General features: G+C 67.4%; 12 protein-coding genes and 3 tRNA genes. 1 reads left to right on the top strand and 14 read right to left on the bottom strand.

All coding sequences use genetic code 11. The features are described from left to right. Positions 1-234 precede the first annotated feature (234 nt). Together treS and IEY21_RS10500 are read right to left on the bottom strand one after the other, a co-directional pair. The gene (gene treS, locus IEY21_RS10495) at positions 235-1896 is read right to left on the bottom strand and encodes a maltose alpha-D-glucosyltransferase (RefSeq protein ID WP_188904169.1); all 1662 of its coding nucleotides are present in this window, start codon (positions 1894-1896) and stop codon (positions 235-237) included. 262 nt (positions 1897-2158) lie between these two features. Then, positions 2159-2232, bottom strand: a tRNA-Gln gene (locus IEY21_RS10500). Between the two features lie 312 nt (positions 2233-2544). On the opposite strand from IEY21_RS10500, the gene IEY21_RS10505 reads away from it, so the two are divergent. After that, positions 2545-4341, top strand: a complete 1797-nt coding sequence (locus tag IEY21_RS10505) for a 30S ribosomal protein S1 (protein ID WP_188904171.1) — start codon at positions 2545-2547, stop codon at positions 4339-4341. A gap of 131 nt (positions 4342-4472) precedes the next feature. Here the strand turns inward: IEY21_RS10505 and ppk1 are convergent, their stop codons facing one another. The 12 genes from ppk1 to IEY21_RS10565 form a co-directional block, all read right to left on the bottom strand. Next, on the bottom strand, positions 4473-6527 hold the full coding sequence (ppk1, locus tag IEY21_RS10510) for a polyphosphate kinase 1 (protein ID WP_188904298.1): 2055 nt from the start codon (positions 6525-6527) through the stop codon (positions 4473-4475). Between the two features lie 337 nt (positions 6528-6864). Further along, the gene (fabF, locus tag IEY21_RS10515; RefSeq protein ID WP_188904173.1) at positions 6865-8109 is read right to left on the bottom strand and encodes a beta-ketoacyl-ACP synthase II; all 1245 of its coding nucleotides are present in this window, start codon (positions 8107-8109) and stop codon (positions 6865-6867) included. A gap of 123 nt (positions 8110-8232) precedes the next feature. Then, positions 8233-8463: an acyl carrier protein gene (acpP, locus tag IEY21_RS10520; protein ID WP_188904175.1), complete on the bottom strand. Its 231-nt coding sequence runs from the start codon at positions 8461-8463 to the stop codon at positions 8233-8235. 116 nt (positions 8464-8579) lie between these two features. Continuing rightward, complete coding sequence (gene fabG / locus IEY21_RS10525) at positions 8580-9344, bottom strand: 3-oxoacyl-[acyl-carrier-protein] reductase (RefSeq protein WP_188904177.1); 765 nt, start codon at positions 9342-9344, stop codon at positions 8580-8582. A 128-nt stretch (positions 9345-9472) separates the two neighbouring features. Beyond that, the gene (fabD, locus tag IEY21_RS10530) at positions 9473-10420 is read right to left on the bottom strand and encodes an ACP S-malonyltransferase (RefSeq protein WP_188904179.1); all 948 of its coding nucleotides are present in this window, start codon (positions 10418-10420) and stop codon (positions 9473-9475) included. Continuing rightward, positions 10417-11472: a beta-ketoacyl-ACP synthase III gene (locus IEY21_RS10535; protein ID WP_188904181.1), complete on the bottom strand. Its 1056-nt coding sequence runs from the start codon at positions 11470-11472 to the stop codon at positions 10417-10419. The genes fabD and IEY21_RS10535 overlap by 4 nt, the downstream gene beginning before the upstream one ends. A gap of 156 nt (positions 11473-11628) precedes the next feature. Then, complete coding sequence (gene tig, locus IEY21_RS10540) at positions 11629-12963, bottom strand: trigger factor (protein WP_188904300.1); 1335 nt, start codon at positions 12961-12963, stop codon at positions 11629-11631. 260 nt (positions 12964-13223) lie between these two features. Beyond that, positions 13224-13309 (bottom strand) — tRNA-Leu (locus IEY21_RS10545). 80 nt (positions 13310-13389) lie between these two features. Next, positions 13390-13466: transfer RNA gene (locus IEY21_RS10550), tRNA-His, on the bottom strand. 117 nt (positions 13467-13583) lie between these two features. Continuing rightward, entirely contained in the window at positions 13584-13793 is a 210-nt protein-coding gene (locus IEY21_RS10555) for a hypothetical protein (protein WP_188904183.1), read from the bottom strand. Next, entirely contained in the window at positions 13790-15718 is a 1929-nt protein-coding gene (locus IEY21_RS10560; protein WP_188904185.1) for an amylosucrase, read from the bottom strand. The genes IEY21_RS10555 and IEY21_RS10560 overlap by 4 nt, the downstream gene beginning before the upstream one ends. 62 nt (positions 15719-15780) lie before the next feature. Beyond that, a complete protein-coding gene (locus IEY21_RS10565) occupies positions 15781-16557 on the bottom strand; it encodes an APH(3') family aminoglycoside O-phosphotransferase (protein WP_229753028.1) in 777 nt (258 codons plus the stop codon). Between the last annotated feature and the right edge of the window lie 3 nt (positions 16558-16560).

Raw genomic sequence — 16560 nt, forward strand, 5'->3', positions numbered from 1 at the left:
TGACCCGTCTCCTGCTCCGCCGGCTGGTCACAATATGAAAAGACTGTCTGAGACAGTCTTTTCATTTCCAAAACGGGCTCTAAGGGGCGTAAAAGAAAACCACCAACCGGGCAGGCACGCAGAACCCAGCGCACCGGCTGGCAGACATCACGGTCCGCCTGCGCCGTTCTGCACGCCCCACACCCAGAAGGGAAGGCCGACCTGCACCGGTCGCCTTCCCTCCCCTGCCCCGCCTCAGTTCAGTCGCAGCCAGTAGTACTCATGACGGCCCATCATCACGGTGTACTGTCCACCCTCCTGCACCGGCGGAAAAGGACTGGCGCCGGACAGGGTCACAGGGATCCGGCCCTCGTACTGGCTGAGGTCCAGGGTGGCCGACTGGGCATTGGCCGCGAAGTTGTAGATCAGCAGCAGGGTCTCGTTGTCGTGGTTGCGGGTAAACGCCAGGATGGCGGCGTTGTTTGTGTCAATGAAATGCAGGTCTCCGTAGGCGAAGGCCGGGTGCTGGCGGCGGGCTTCCAGCAGGCGCGAGGTCCACTTGAGCAGGCTGCCGGGGTCACGCTCCTGGGCCTGCACGTTGACGCGCTGGTAGCCGTATACCGGGTCGCTGATCGGCGGGAAGAAGCAGTCCGAAGGCCAGGCCGTCGAGAAGCCGCCGCTGATGCCCGCGTTCCACTGCATGGGGGTGCGCACGCCGTTGCGGTCGGCCAGTCCCAGCTCATCGCCCATGCCGATCTCGTCGCCGTAGTACAGGATCGGGCTGCCCGGCAGCGCCAGCAGCACGCTGGTCAGCAGTTCGATGCGTCGGCGCTCGTTGTTCAGCAGCGGCGCGAGGCGGCGGCGGATACCCACGTTGATGCGCATGCGCGGGTCGGGCGCGTAGGCTGCGTACATGAAGGTCCGTTCCTCATCCGTGACCATTTCCAGCGTCAGCTCGTCGTGGTTGCGCAGGAACGTGGCCCACTGCCCGAACGACGGCACCTCGGGCAGACGGCCCATGATCTCGCGGATGCTCGTGGTGTCTTCCTGCTTGAGCGCCATGTACAGCCGGGGCATCACCGGGAAGTTGAAGCACATGTGGAACTCGGGGTTCTCCTCGGTGCCGAAGTAGGGAGCGACCTCCTCGGGCCACTGGTTGGCCTCGGCGAGCAGCAGCCGCCCGGGATATTCCCGGTCTACGAGCTGCCGCATGACCCGCAGGATCTCGTGGGTTTCGGGCAGGTTCTCGCAGTTGGTGCCCTCGCGCTCGATCAGGTAGGGCACCGCGTCTACCCGGAAACCGTCCAGGCCCATGTTCAGCCAGAAGCGCATCACGTCCAGCAGTTCCTCGATCACCCGCGGGTTGTCGAAGTTCAGGTCCGGCTGGCTGGCAAAGAAGCGGTGCCAGTAAAAGCGGCCGCTCACCTCGTCGCGCGTCCAGTTGCTCGTCTCGGTGTCGGTAAAGATGATGCGGGCGCCCGCGTACTCGGTGCCCGTGTCGCTCCAGACATAGTAGTCGTGGTACTCGTTGGGGCTACCGTCGGGCAGCGTGGGGCCGCGCCGCGCCGCCTGGAACCACGGATGGTCGATGGAGGTGTGGTTGGTCACCAGATCGGCGATCACCCGCAGGCCGCGGGCGTGGGCCTCGTTCAGGAAGAACTGAAAGTCCTCGATGGTGCCGAGGTCCGGATGAATGCCGGTGTAATCGGCCACATCGTAGCCGTCGTCGCGCAGCGGGCTGGGATAGAAGGGCAGCAGCCACAGGCAGTCCACGCCCAGATTGCGCAGGTATTCGAGTTTGCCGGTCAGTCCGGGAAAGTCGCCCTTGCCGTCCCCGTTGCCGTCCGCAAAGGTCCGCACAGACAGTTCGTAGAAGACGGCGCTCTTGTACCACTGGGGATGGGTGTGCTGGGTCATTGGGTCCAAGTGTACCCAAGTGTTCCCGGGAGCAGGCAGTCCTTTAATTGACGCCCCTGATTTCCATGAGGGAGCGCCCGCCTGCCTGGACCACCGCGGCAGCCCCACCCCCGCCTTCTTTGCGCCGCGTGACCGTCTGCGGAGGCCTGAGCTCGGAGCGTGCTGGGCATGGGGCATGGAAACGTCCCTGGCCTGAGAAGAAGGGTCCGGCATCCCGGCACCCGACAACAAAAAACCTCCGCACGTGGCGGAGGCTTTGGCTTGGCTGGGGCACAAGGACTCGAACCTTGATCGACAGTGTCAGAGACTGTTGTCCTGCCATTAGACGATGCCCCAACGAGGCTGCGCTTCCTGTTTCGGGGAAGGCGACGCAGAGTATAGACGGGGCCACCGGGCACGTCAAGCCGGGGGGCGGGGCTGTCCGGCCAGCAGGGCATCTTCAGCGTTTCATCAGAAATGAATGGACCGCGTTCAGAGCGTGCTTGCCGCCCCTGGCTGGACTCTGGTACACTAAGGTGTTGCCGCGCCGCTGCGCCCGTGTCTCCCCCTGTTGGATTAAGCCCAGCAGACAGGCCGAAGGACGCACGGCAGCAGGTTTACAGGCTGGCTTACGAACGAAGTTTTGTAAGCCCAGGAGGACAGGAGTTCATGGAAGACAACACCCAGACCCCCGCCCCGCAGGGTGGGACTCAGCCCACGACGGGCACCGATACGGCCACTCCGGCCACGACCGATCAGTCCACTCCGCAGACGGACACTGCGCCGCAGGCCACCGCGCCCGCGAGCAGCGCCCCCGAGGAGCGCGAGTACCCGGCCATGACCATGGAGGACATTCTCGCCAGCGAGGCGCAGGAGCCCCAGAGCGTCACCCGCGGCGACATCGTGGACGGCCAGATCGTGTTCATCGGCCAGGAAGGCATCGCGGTTGACATCGGCGCGAAGGTCGAGGGCATCATTCCCCTCAACCAGCTCGGCGACGAACCCGTGACGCTGGAAGAAGCCCAGGGCATGTACAAGCCCGGCGAAACCATCGAAGCCTATGTGGTCCGCGTGGACCTGTCCAACAGCCAGATCGTGCTCAGCAAGAAGCGCGCCGATCAGGACAAGGGCTGGCGCGTCCTCGAGAAGATGCAGGAAGCCGACGAGGCTTTCGAAGTCGAGGTGCTCGAGAAGGTGCGCGGCGGTCTGGTGGCTCAGGTCGAGGGCATCCGCGCCTTCCTGCCTGCCTCTCAGGTCGATACCCGCCGGGTCAACGATCTGGATCCCTTCGTGGGCAAGCCGCTGATGGTCAAGCTCATTGAGCTCAACCGCAAGCGCAACCGCGTGATCATCAGCCACCGCGCCATCATGGAAGCCCAGAAGGCCAAGGCCCGCGAGGAAACCGTCGGCCAGCTGGAAGCCGGCGCGCAGTTTGAAGGCGAAGTTGTCGAGATCACCGATTTCGGCGTGTTCGTCAACCTCGGCGGCATCGACGGTCTGGTTCACCGCTCGGAGCTGACCTACGGCCGCTTCAACCACCCGCGCGACGTGGTCGCCGTGGGCGACAAGGTCCAGGTGCAGGTGATCGACGTGGACGAGGGCCGCGAGCGCATCAACCTGTCCATGAAGTCGCTGACCCAGGACCCCTGGGAAGGTGCTGTGGACCGGTACAGCGTCGGCCAGCGCGTCAAGGGCAAGGTCACCAACCTGACCAACTTCGGGGCCTTCGTGGAACTCGAGTCCGGTCTGGAAGGTCTGGTCCACGTCAGCGAGATGAGCTGGACCAAGCGCGTGCGTCACCCCAATGAGGTCATGAAGGAAGGCGACGAGGTCGAGGCCGTCATCCTGCGTATTGACCCCAAGGAGCGCCGCATCAGCCTGGGCATCCGTCAGACCACCGACGATCCCTGGAGCGCGCTGCCTGACCGCTACCCGCCCGGCACGCCGGTCAAGGGCAAGATCACCGGCATGACCGATTTCGGCGTGTTCATGGAGATCGAGGAAGGCATCGAGGGTCTGATCCACATCAGCGAACTCGATACCGCGCGCGTCAACAACCCGGCCGACCTGTTCAAGAAGGGTGACGAGATTGAGGCCATGATCCTCAACATCGATCCCGTCGAGCAGCGCGCCAGCCTGAGCCGTCGCCGCTTCCTGGGTGGGGGCGCTCCCCCCGCGCAGCGCGACTACGTCAGCCAGGGCGGCGGCAGCCGCAGCGACCGTTACGGCGGCGCACCCGGCGGTGGCCGCAGCGGCGGTCGCGGTGGACGTGGCGGCGGAGCCGACTACAACTACAACGCCAAGGACGCCAGCCAGGGCGGCAAGATCAGCACCAAGCTGGGCGACGTGTACGCCGACCTGTTTGCGCAGTTCGGTCTGGGCGGCGACAAGAAGGACGAGGCCACCAGCGCCGAGTCTGCCGATACCGCCAGCACCGACACCTCCAACGAGGACACCCAGGCCTAAGCCCTGAGGTCCACGTGACCAACACAAAGGCCCGGACGCACTCAGCGTCCGGGCCTTTCTTGGTGCTGTCGTTTGGTGCCGTCGTGCTGAGGTCCGTGTCCCGCGCAGGCCTCTTGTAAGCGGGACACGGCTCAGACCGGTGGAGACTGGGCCGGGTGACGCGCGAGCGCAAAGGTTTGCTGGGCGCTGTCGTCGCCCGGCAGTTTCTCGTACTCGCCGTCCAGACACAGTTCCCACGACCCGCGGTGGTCGGTCCACTCGGTTTCCAGAATGTCCAGGAACTGGTCACGGTGGGTGTCGTCAAGCACCGGGGCAATCACCTCCACGCGGCGGTCGAGGTTGCGGCTCATCCAGTCGGCGCTGCCGAAATACACTTCCGGATGTCCCCCGTTGCCAAAGGCGTAGACGCGGGCGTGTTCCAGATACCGGCCCAGCAGGCTGCGAACCCGCACCGTCTCGGAGAGGCCCGGTACCCCGGGACGCAGGCAGCACACGCCCCGGATGATCAGATCGATGCGGACCCCGGCCCCGGCCGCCGCGTACAGCGCCTCGATCATGGCCGGGTCGGTCAGGGAGTTCACCTTGATGCGCGCCCAGGCGTCGTGCCCGGCACGGGCGTGCTCCGACTCGCGCTCCAACAGGGCTTCCAGGCCGTTGCGGGCGGTGTCAGGAGCCACGAGCAGGTGGGTGTACTCGGCCGCCGCGTAGCCGGTGAGGTGATTGAACAGCTCGGCCACATCGGTGCCGAGTTCGGGATCGGCGCTCAGCAGGCTCAGGTCGGTGTACAGGCGGGCGGTCTTGGGATTGTAGTTGCCGGTGCCGATGTGCACGTAGCGCCGCAGCCCCCCCTCCTCGCGCCGCACGATCAGCGTGACCTTGGCATGGGTCTTGAGGCCCGCCATGCCGTACACCACGTGCGCCCCGGCGCGTTCCAGTTTGCGTGCCCAGCTGATGTTGCGCTGCTCGTCAAAGCGGGCCTTGAGCTCGATCAGGGCCACCACCTGCTTGCCGTTCTCGGCGGCGGTCCGCAGCGCGGCAAGCAGGCGGGGATCGTCGCCGGTGCGGTACAGCGTCTGCTTGATCGCGAGCACCTGGGGATCGCGGCTGGCCTCCTCCAGAAAATTCAGGATGTTGGCAAAGCCGTCGTAGGGGTGATGCAGCAGCACGTCCCCCCGGCGCAGGGTCTCAAAGATGCCGTTCTCCTCATCGCCGTCCAGATCGGGAACCGCCGGAGCGTAGGGGGGAAAGCCCAGATCCGGGCGCTCGATGGGCAGGCCCATCAGGTCGGCGCTGCCCAGCGGACCTTCCAGCAGGAAGATGTCCTCGGGCGCCAGCCGCAGGCGCTCCTGCAAGAAGGCCACCAGCCGGACGGGCGTATCGCGCACCACCTCCAGCCGCACGGCGGCCCCAAAGCGGCGGCGGCGCAGGCCGTCCTCAATGGTCGCGAGCAGGTCCTCGGCCTCCTCCTCCTCGAACTCGTAATCGGTATTGCGGGTCACCCGGAAGACGTGGGCCGCAAGCACCTCCCGGCCCTTGAACAGGTCGCCGATGTTCGCGGCGATCACGTCCTCGAGCATCAGCAGTGCGTCCCCGATGACCACCACACGCGGCAGCACACCCACCGGTACCTTGACGCGGGCAAAATCCGGCGATCCGTCCGACGCGCCCCTGAGCAGCACTGCGAGGTTCAGGCTGAGGTTGCTGAGGTACGGAAACGGGTGGCTGGGATCCACCACCAGCGGCGTGAGCACCGGCTGAATCTCGGCGAGGTAATGCTCGCGCAGGCTGGCGCGGGCGCGCTTGCCCAGGTCGGCCACCCGCGTGAGCTTGACGCCCTCGTCCATCAGGGCCTTGAGCGCCTTGCGGGTGGTCTTCTCGATCTCGCGCAACATGCCCTGGGTCCGCTCGCGCACCAGCGCCAGGGTCTCGCGCGGGAGCAGACCGTCCAGGCCCGGCGTATTCACCCCAGCCACAATCTGGCGGTGAATGCCCGCCACGCGCACCATGAAGAACTCGTCGAGGTTGCTGCCGCAGATGGCCGCATATTTCAGGCGTTCCAGCGGGGGGTTGCGCAGGTCACGCGCCTCGGCCAGCACCCGTTCGTTGAAGGCCAGCCACGACAGCTCGCGGTTGAGGTAGCGGCTCTCGGGATTGGCGACCGTGCTGTGCGTGCGCGTTTCACCCATGCCGTCCGGCTCCGGCTTCTTCCGGCGGCGTTTGGTCCGGGCGGGAGAAGGGCTGACGGTGGCGGTCGTGGACTTGTCGCGGGGCACAGGCAGAACTCCTTTTGCGAGAGCGGGGTCGGGGACAGGGCAGCCGGTCTGAAGCGAAGGGGGGGCGGCGCCGGTCCTCCTGGGGTCAAGGCATTAGAGCACCGATGCACACGCACCGCACTGTACTTTGCTTGAAACTCTCCTTCGCTTGGGCGAGGCTGGGGCAAGCCGGTATCGCCGCCCTGCCCACAAAGGGGTGGGGCCGGGCCAGCGCCTGTGCAGCGCAGCGGCCCCGCCCCACCCCGCTTTCCTAGACCCGTTTGAACAGCAGCGCCGCGTTCTGGCCGCCGAAGGCAAACGAGTTGCTCAGAGCGTATTCCACCTGCTGCTCGCGGGCGCCCTCGGGGATGTAGTCCAGATCCAGCTCGGGGTCGGGATCGGTCAGGTTGATGGTGGGGGGCAGAATGCCGTCCTTAAGGGCCTGCGCCACGGCGATGGCCTCCACCGCGCCCGCCGCGCCCAGCAGGTGTCCGGTCATGGATTTGGTGCTGCTGACCGCCAGCCGCGAGGCGTGGTCTCCAAAGACATGCTTGAGGCCCTGGGTCTCGTACAGGTCGTTGTAGTAGGTGCTGGTGCCGTGGGCGTTGACATACCCGACCTGCTCGGGGTTGACGCCCGCCGTGCTCAGGGCCATGCGCATGGCGACCTGTGCGCCGCGTCCCTCGGGGGCGGGCATGGTGATGTGGTGCGCGTCGGCGCTTGTGCCGTAGCCGACGATCTCGGCGTAGATGGTGGCTCCGCGCGCCCGGGCCCGCTCGTACTCTTCCAGAATCAGCAGGCCCGCGCCCTCGCCCAGCACAAAGCCGTCGCGCGAGGCACTGAAGGGCCGGCTGGCCGTCTGGGGGTCGTCGTTGCGTGTGGACAGCGCCTTCATGTTGGAAAACCCGCCGATGGCGATGGGCGTGACGGCGGCCTCGGTGCCCCCGGCGATCATCACGTCGGCCAGGCCGAGCTGGATGTAACGCGCCGCGTCCCCCACCGCGCCGGTGCCGGTCGCGCAGGCGGTGACGACCGTGCTGCTCGGACCGGTGGCCCCGAACTTCATGGCGACGTGGCCGGTCGCCATGTTGGCAATCATCATGGGAATGAACATGGGGCTGATGCGCCCCGGGCCGCGGGCGTGCAGCACCCCGGCCTGGTCCTCGAAGGTCTTGACCCCGCCAATGCCGCTGCCGACCACCGTGCCGACCCGCTCGCCGCTCAGTTCCTCGGCGCTCAGGCCGCTGTCGCGGGCGGCCAGTTCGGCGGCGGCCAGCGCGAGCTGCACGTAACGGTCGAGCTTGCGGGCCTCGCGCGGATCCACGAAGGCGTCCAGGCTCTCCCCCACCTCGCCCGCGATCTTGCTCGCCGTATTCGACGCATCAAAGTGCGTGATGGGCCCGATTCCGCTGCGTCCGGCGCGCTGCGCCTCCGCGAATGCCTGCGCTCCCATGCCAATGGGCGTCACCGGTCCCAGCCCCGTGATCACCACCCGCCTCAAGCCTGAAACACCCATGTCTTCTCTCCTTGCTCCGAATTCCTGCACACTGGACGTCATGCAAAAGGGCGGGGAACGGTCTTCACCGCGCCCCGCCCACCCGAACTCTTTTCCGGCTCCCGGACGGGAACCGGAGCGCAGTTACTGCTGGCCCTCGATGTAATCCACGGCGGCCTGCACCGTGCGGATGGTTTCGGCGTCCTCATCACTGATGGTGATGCCGAATTTGTCTTCCAGACCCATGATCAGCTCGACGGTCTCGAGGCTGTCTGCACCCAGGTCCTCCACGAAACGGGCCTCGGGGTTCACTTTGTCCGCGTCGACACCCAGCTTGTCAACGATCACATCTTTTACATCATCAAAAGTCGCCATATGTTTGTTCCTCCTGTCCTGAAGTCTGCGCCAGTCTACACGGGCAGGCCGGGGGTGTCATGTTTCTTGAACGGGGTGCAAAGCGCGGAGCGCCGGAGTGGCCCGGCGCCCATCCCTCAGCTCGGATTCAGGCCGCCGTCCACGCCCACGGTCTGGCCGGTGATGTACCCGGCGCCCTCGGAGGCCAGGAAGGCGACCAGCGCCGCCACCTCCTCCGGCTGGCCGAAACGGGCCAGGGGAATGCTGTCGAGGTAGCCCTTCTGCACACCTTCGGGCAGGGCCGCCGTCATGTCCGACTGAATGAAGCCGGGGGCCACGGCGTTGACGGTGATGCCGCGCCCGCCGTATTCCTTGGCCAGCGCCCGCGTCAGCCCGATCAGGCCGGCCTTGCTCGCCACGTAGTTGGCCTGTCCGGCATTTCCGGTAAGACCCACCACGCTGGCGATGTTGACGATGCGGCCTGAGCGTGCCCGCATCATGTGCTTGAGGGCCGCGCGGCACGCGGCGAAGGCACTGGACAGGTTGGTCTGGATCACGGCGTCCCAGTCCTCGTCCTTCATGCGCACGGCCAGCCCGTCGCGGGTGATGCCGGCATTGTTCACGAGGACGTCGAGGCGGCCCATCTGCACGATCACCGCCTCCACCAGCTGTGTGGCGTGGGCGGGCGCGGACAGGTCCGCTCCGAACACCTCGGCGCGGACGCCGTGCTCGCGGGCTTCGGCCGCCGCCTTCTCGGCCTCGGCGGCGTTGCGGCCATAATGAACGGCGACATCGAAGCCGTCTGCGGCGAGCTTCAGGGCCACCGCACGGCCCAGGCCCCGGCTGCTGCCGGTCACGAGGGCGACTTTACGGGGGGTGGGCGCATTCTTGGAATCGGTCATGGAACCTCTGGAATCGGGAAAGGAGGGGTAGGATGGGAGCTGGGCCGCGGCAGTTCTGACGGCGCCGGGTCAACCGGCACGGCAAAGCGCCGGGAGCGCTGGCGGTACGGACTCCGGGCCAGGACGGACTACGAAGTGGTCAGGTCGGCCCGTTCGGCCGGCGTCATGCGCTCAAACGTCTGTACCTCCGCCGCCGTGCCCACATTGACCACCGTCGCGTCGGGCAGGATGCGCTTGACCAGCCCGGTCAGCACCTTGCCGGGGCCGAATTCCACGAAGGTATCCACACCCAGGTCGGCCAGTGCCCGCACGGTCTCGACCCAGCGCACCGCCCCGGTGATCTGACTCTCCAGCAGCCCGGAGACACGGGCCGGATCATCGTTGACGGCGGCCGTCACATTGGCCACCACTGGAAATGCGAAGGGGTGGTAGGCGGCGGCCCTCAAATCGGGCGCGAGGCCCGCCGCCGCCGGGGCCATCAGGGCGCAGTGGAACGGAGCGCTGACCTTCAGGGGAATGGCCTTCAGGCCGCGGGCCTTGAGTTCGGCGGCGGCGGCCTGTACCGCCGGCGCCGAGCCGCTGATCACCGTCTGGGTGGGGGCGTTGAAGTTGGCGGGCTGCACGCCGTCGATTTGCGCGCAGACCTCGGCCACCACCGCGGGATCACCCATGATGGCGCTCATGGCCCCGTCGCCGGGCGCGACGGCCCGCTGCATCAACGTGCCGCGTGTGCGGGTCAGGCGCAGGGCATCGGCCAGAGACAGAACCCCGGCCGCCACCAGGGCGCTGTACTCCCCCAGCGAGTGTCCGGCGGCCACCACGGGCGTCAGACCCGTCGTGTCCTGCCACGCCCGGTACGCCGCCACGCTCGCCGCGACCAGGGCGGGTTGCTGGTTGGCGGTCAGGGTCAGGTCTTCGAGCGGCCCGGTCTCGATCACGGCGCGCAGGCCCGGCAGCGTGGCCTCGGCCTCGGCATAGACGGCCTCGGCCACCGGAAAGGCGGCGCTCAGATCGGTCCCCATGCCCACCGCGTGCGATCCCTGACCGGGAAACAGGGCCGCGATCCGGGAGCTCAAGCCTCCACCCCGGCCAGCGTGGAAACGGCCTTCGCCTTCAGACTGGGCGCACCGGCCCACCACTTCATCGTTCCGGCCACCCAGCTCAGGCCACCGCCAAAGGCAATCAGCAGCAGTTGTTGGCCGTCTTGCACCCGCCCGTCATCCACCGCCTCGCGCAGGGCGAGCGGTACGGTCGCGCTGGAGGTATTGCCGTAGCGGTCCAGGTTGATCACGGTTTTGCTCATGGGAATGCCGAAGCGTTCCACGGCCGCTTCAATGATCCGCACATTGGCCTGATGCGGAATCACCCAATCCACGTCCGCGCTGGTCAGGCCGCTCTTTTGCAGCACCTTCTGGCCGCTGTCGCCCAGTACGCGCACGGCGAACTTGAAGACCTCGCGGCCGTTCATGCCCACGCTGTCGCCCATCTCAAAGCCGCCGGGCAGGTGCGGCGCCACGTTGCGCAGGTACAGGCTGGACCCCCCCGCACCGTCCGCGCCCATGATGAATTCTTGGAACCCCAGCCCGGCGGGAACGGGTCCCACCACTGCCGCCCCCGCACCGTCACCGAACAGAATGGCCGTGCCCCGGTCCTGCTGATCCACGATCTTGCTCAGCGCCTCGGCGCCCACGACCAGCACCCGCTGCGCCGCGCCGGACTGAATCAGACCAGACGCCACGCTCAGGGCGTACACAAAACCGCTGCAGGCGGTGGACAGGTCAAACGCCGCCGCTCCCGTCAGGCCCACCTGCATGGCAATCAGCGCGGCGGTAGACGGCATCAATGCGTCCGGACTGACCGTGGCGCAGATCACCGCATCCACCCCTTTCAGGGCGTCCGGGTCGCGGTCCAGCATGTCGCGCACCGCGCCCACGCCCACATCCGAAGTGTACTCATCGGGGGCCGAGAAACGCCGCTCGCGGATACCGGTCCGCGATTCGATCCACTCGGCATTGGTCTCCATGTATGCCTCGAAGTCCGCGTTGGTCACGACCCTTGCGGGTACGTAGCTGCCCAGGGCAGTGATGCCGATGCTGGGGCGTCCAGGACGATCAGTGGGAGCGCTCATATCCATCACGGTAGCATTCATTGAACGCCCGTTCAATGAATTGAGTTCAGTCTTCTGGGACCCCGGGAAGGCGGGGGGTCGAGACGGGGCGGCGCACCATACGGAAGGGGGGAGCACGCCCCGCAGGACGCGCCCCCCCCCTTCTGATGGTGCGGTTTACTCTTCGGTCTTGGCCCCGGGCTCGCCCTCACCCTGCGGCTGCGCCTGCGCGTCGGCCTGCGCGTCCCCGGCGGGGGCGTCGACTTCGGTCTGGGCGGGCTTGCTCAGCTGAGCGAGCGCCTGCTGGAGGCCCTTCTCGCGCACCAGGCTGGTGTAGTACGAGTTGATGCCGTCCGGCCCCAGCTGCTTGCTGAGTTCCTGGGGGTTGAGGTTGTTGGCCTGCGCCAGGGCGTTCATGGTCTGGTTGAACTCGGCGTCGCTGACCTGCACCTTGAGGTCCTCGGCCAGCTTCTCCAGGGCCAGATCGCGCTTCACGCGGTTCTCGGCATTCTTGGCGAGGTCGGCCATGAACTCGTCGAGCTTGCCCTGCTCCTGCATGAAGGACTCGTACTCGCCCCACTTGACGCCCTGGCGGCCCAGGTCATCCTTGATTTCCTCGAGCATCGACTCGCGGCGGCGGTCCAGCAGCGCCTGGGGAATGTCGGCCTGCAGGCCCTCGGTCAGGTGGGTGACGAACTCCTCGCGGCGGGCGTTCTCGCCCTCCTGCGTGGCGCGGCGCTCCAGCTCGGTCTTCAGGTCGGTGCGCAGACGGTCAAAGCTGTCGAAGTTCAGCGACTTGGCGAACTCATCGTCCAGCGCCTGGGTCTGCTTGGTCTTGACGTCCACGATGCGCACCGTGACGGTGTGCTCGGGATGCTCGTGGTCGCCGTGCTGGTGGGCCGGCACGGTGATTTCCACGGTGTCGTCCTTGTTCTTGCCCAGCAGCGCGTCGCGCACGTGCGCCTCGGCGACGTCCATGTAGATGGGGTAGGTGCCGCCGTCCTCGCCCTGCTCCTCCACGGTCACCTGATCGCTGGCCTCGATGGGCCGGTCGGCGCTCTCGAAGGTCGCGTTGCGCTCCTGCAGGTCGCTCAGGGTGCGTTCCAGCACCTCGTCGGTGATCTCGGGAGCCGCGGCGCTGAGGCTCAGGCCGCTCCACTCGGGCAGGGTCACGTCGGGGTAGGTCTCGCCCTTGACGGTGAACTCGAAGGCCTGCCCGCTGACCACCGGCTGGGGGTCAATGCTGGCGTCCACCAGGCTGAGCTGCAGCTCACGCGCGGCCTGGCTGTAGTGCGTCTGCAGCAGGCGGTCACGCACTTCCTGCTCCACGTACCCCTTGCCCACGCGGCCCTCGATGACCTTGCGGGGGGCCTTGCCCGGGCGGAAGCCGGGCACACGCACGTCGCGCGCCAGCCCTGCCCACACCTGGTCGTAGGCGCGGTTCACTTCGGAGGCGGGCACCGAAACCCGGAACTCCACCTTGTTGCCATCTCTGCTGATCAGCTCTGCCACGTTCATCTCCCGTCTGCTGCCCCCCGACGTGAGGCCCACAGGGGGCCACCGCCAGGGCGGGCGCACTTGATCTTTGTCTGCCGTGCCGGGCGCGCCCCCCACTGAAGCGGGGCCTGCGGGCGCGCGGCATGCCGCCCGGTATCATAGTGCGTTTTGCCCCTTCGCGTACACCCGCCGGTTTGGTCCGGCGCACGGCCCGGTCCGGACCGGCCCACAACAGCGGCAGCCCTCCCCTGTTCAGAGAAGAGCCGCCGCCGTTGTGGTGCGAGGAAAGGGACTTGAACCCTCACATCCTATGGATACCAGATCCTAAGTCTGGTGCGTCTACCAGTTCCGCCATCCCCGCAGATCTGCCGTGCTGTGCCGAATAAAAATCCGGCCCCCACCGACGAGGGCAGAGACCGGGGTCATGCTCGGTACAACAAGTGGGGTGGATTAGGGGACTTGAACCCCCGGCCTCCGCTTCCACAGAGCGGCGCTCTAACCAACTGAGCTAAACCCACCACGTCCTGCCAACCCGCACAGGCCTACACATCCTAGTCGGCGGTGGGCAGGGTGTCAATGACCCCGGCCCGGCAGACGACTTTGCCCGGTTCCGGCACGGCACAGGGGGCGGGTGGTTACTTGGGCCGCTCGGCCGCCCGGCGGATGGCATCGAGCAGTCTGCCCACCGCCTGCGCGACGTGGGCGGCCTCACGACGCACCTCGGGGTCGCGCGAGAAGCGGGTCAGCCGCTCGGCGGCGTCACGCACGGCGCTGAGCAGGGCCTCGGTGGGCACGCGGGCGCGGCCCGGCCCCTTGCCGGACGGGGGGGTTCGGGGATCGGTCATGCGCTCACCTCCGCTGCGGTCAGCCACAGGGCGCGGTAGGGATCCAGGGTCACGGTGGGGCGTGACAGGGCAAAGGCGCTGCCGCTCAGGGCGTCGGCGGCGTGTTCGCCCAGATGGCCGCGCAGCACGTAGGCGGGCAGGGCCACCCGCTCCTCGCTGAAGTTGTACACCTCCAGCAGGGTGCCCTGCGGATGGTCGCGGCGCAGCAGCAGCACGCGGGGGTCGGGGCACGGCGCGGCCACGCTCTCGATGGAGGCGTGCAGGTGGGGCAGGCTCCTGCGCACCGCGATCAGGTGGCGCAGCCCGGCGTTGACCCGGCCAGCCGGCGTCTCGGGGTGTTCGGCCACCTCACGGGCCAGCGCCCAGTCCATGCGGGGACGGTGGACCCAGCGGTTGTCGGCGGCGTGTTCGGGGGTGTCGGCGTAATTCGGGTCGTTGAGCAGCGCCAGTTCATCGCCCATGTACAGCAGCGGCACGCCGCCAAAGCCCAGCACCACCGCGTGCAGCAGCAGCAGCCGGCCCACGGCGAGGTCAATCTGGACTTCGTCGCCGTCCTCTAACGCCGCCTCCAGACCCGCGAGGCTGGCTGCCGAGCCGCTGATGCGCCGGTCTCCGGTCGCCGGGTTGTGCTGGAACACCAGCCCCCGCGCGAAGGACCCCGGAAACGTGCCGCTGTAGAAGTCGCTGAGAAAGTGGCGATGCCCGGGTCCGCTGAGGCCCACGCGGGCCGCGTCCTCGTCGCCGATGGCCCAGCCGATGTCGTCGTGGCAGCGCACGTACATGCCCCAGGTGGTGTTCGTCGGCTTGGGCGCAAAGGCGCGCAGGGCCTCGGCCATCAACCGGGTATCGCGGCTCGCGAGGCTGCTCCACAGCTGCACCATCAGGCTGTTGTGGTAGGCCATGTCGCTGACCCGGCCGTGGTGGGTGCCGGTGCCCAGGTAATGAATCAGGTCGCCCGGAGCCACGATGGCCTCGGCCTTGAAGGCCACCGCCGGAGCCACGATGCGCGCCGCCGCCCGCAAGGCCCGGGTCAGGTGATGCACTTCCGGCTCGTTCTGGCTGCTCGTGCCCAGCCGTTTCCAGATAAAGGCGATGGCGTCCAGCCGGAAGACCTCCACGCCCCGGTTGGCCAGCGTCAGGATGATGTCCACGAACTCGGCGAGCACCTCCGGATTGCCCCAGTTCAGATCCCACTGGTAGGTGTTGAAGGTGGTCCAGACCCAGCCGCCCGCCGCCTCGTCAAAGGTGAAATTGCCCGGCGCGAAGTCGGGAAAGACCTCGGGCAGCGTGGCCTCGTAGGCGTCCGGGCCGCTGCGGTCAGGGAAGATATGAAAGTAATCGCGGTACCTGGCCTCGCCGGCCCGCGCCCGCGCCGCCCAGTCGTGCTCACGGGCCACGTGGTTGAGCACCAGATCCAGCACCAAGCTGATGCCGCGTCCGCGCAGGTCACGGGCGAGCGCCGAGAGGTCGTCCATGCTCCCCAGATCCGGCCGCACCGAGCGGTAGTCGGCCACCGCGTAGCCGCCGTCGTTCTCACCGTCGCGGGGGCGCAGCAGCGGCATCAGGTGCAGGTAGGTGACCCCCAGCCCTTCCAGATAGTCCACATGCTCCTGCACGCCACGCAGCGTGCCGGCAAAGCGGTCGGCGTAGGCCACGTAGCCCAGCATGCGCGGCGACTGCAGCCAGTCGGGAGACAGCAGCCGCGCCTCGTCGAGCCGTTTCAGATCGGCGGGGCGGGTATGAAAGGCGTGCAACATGATCTCCAGCAACCGCTGCAGCAGGGGCCCGGCCCGCTCTCCATACACCGCCTGAAGGCTGGCCTGCAGTTCAGGGCCGTAACGCTCCAGCCGCAGCAGAAAAGTCTCGGCCTCACGGTCGTCGTCGAAGGCCCGCCTCAGTTGCGTGACCTGCTCCGTAGTCAGCATGGTTCACAGCATACGGTGTGTCTGGAAATGATTCCAAAAAAGGGCAGAAACGGTGAAGTCCCTCAGAACAGTTCGTCCAGCAGTCGGTAGTAGTCCAGTTTTTGCAGATCGATGGATTCGCGCCCGTACAGATCGAGAAACTGCTCGGCGTATTCGGCACCCAGATTGCGGGTCAGGCTGCGGTGGGTCAGGGCCAGATCGGCGTGGCGGTCGGCGAGCCCGGCGCGGCCCACGTCGATCAGGCCGTCGATGTACTCGCCGTTTACGATGAAGTTGGGCAGGCAGGCGTCGCCGTGCGTGACCACCAGGTCCTCGGTCTCCGGGCGGGTGCGGACCAGTTCGTTGAAGACGCCCACCGCCGTGCGGCCACGGCGTTCCTCATCAAAATCCGTCTCGTCCACCACGCCGGCCGCCACCCGTTCGCGGGCGCGGGCCAGCATGACGGGCAGAGACATGTTGAAGGGGCATTCGCGTACGGGCAGGGCGTGCAGTTCTCGCAGCGCGCGGGCGAGCAGGCTGACCAGCCGCTGTGGGTGCAGCAGCACATCCGGGTGGCTGGCGTCCAGACCGGGAATGCGGGTCATGGCGAGGTACTCGTGGTTGCCCTCAATCTCATAGCCCATCATGCGCGGCACCGGCACGCGCCCCCACAGCCAGCGCAGGCGTTCGCGTTCCTGTTGCAGGGTGCCGGCCGGCCAGCCGCCCCGGGCCTGCACCTTGACCACGTGGCGGCCCGACTTCCATACGCCCGCGCCGCTCTCTCCCACGGTCACGTGCTCCCAGCGGGCGGCGGGCAGGACCCGGCGCAGCGGGACGGGCAGGGTCAAGGTTTCGTTCACGGC

The organism is Deinococcus aerophilus (assembly GCF_014647075.1).
In the GTDB taxonomy this organism is placed as follows: domain Bacteria; phylum Deinococcota; class Deinococci; order Deinococcales; family Deinococcaceae; genus Deinococcus; species Deinococcus aerophilus.

Excerpts from the sequence above, each read along its gene's own strand:
- fabG (WP_188904177.1), bottom strand. The coding sequence starts at position 9,344 with ATGACCGATTCCAAGAATGCGCCCACCCCCCGTAAAGTCGCCCTCGTG.
- acpP (WP_188904175.1), bottom strand. The coding sequence starts at position 8,463 with ATGGCGACTTTTGATGATGTAAAAGATGTGATCGTTGACAAGCTGGGT.
- fabF (WP_188904173.1), bottom strand. The coding sequence starts at position 8,109 with ATGGGTGTTTCAGGCTTGAGGCGGGTGGTGATCACGGGGCTGGGACCG.
- IEY21_RS10535 (WP_188904181.1), bottom strand. The coding sequence starts at position 11,472 with ATGAGCGCTCCCACTGATCGTCCTGGACGCCCCAGCATCGGCATCACT.
- ppk1 (WP_188904298.1), bottom strand. The coding sequence starts at position 6,527 with ATGGGTGAAACGCGCACGCACAGCACGGTCGCCAATCCCGAGAGCCGC.
- treS (WP_188904169.1), bottom strand. The coding sequence starts at position 1,896 with ATGACCCAGCACACCCATCCCCAGTGGTACAAGAGCGCCGTCTTCTAC.
- IEY21_RS10505 (WP_188904171.1), top strand. The coding sequence starts at position 2,545 with ATGGAAGACAACACCCAGACCCCCGCCCCGCAGGGTGGGACTCAGCCC.
- IEY21_RS10560 (WP_188904185.1), bottom strand. The coding sequence starts at position 15,718 with ATGCTGACTACGGAGCAGGTCACGCAACTGAGGCGGGCCTTCGACGAC.
- IEY21_RS10555 (WP_188904183.1), bottom strand. The coding sequence starts at position 13,793 with ATGACCGATCCCCGAACCCCCCCGTCCGGCAAGGGGCCGGGCCGCGCC.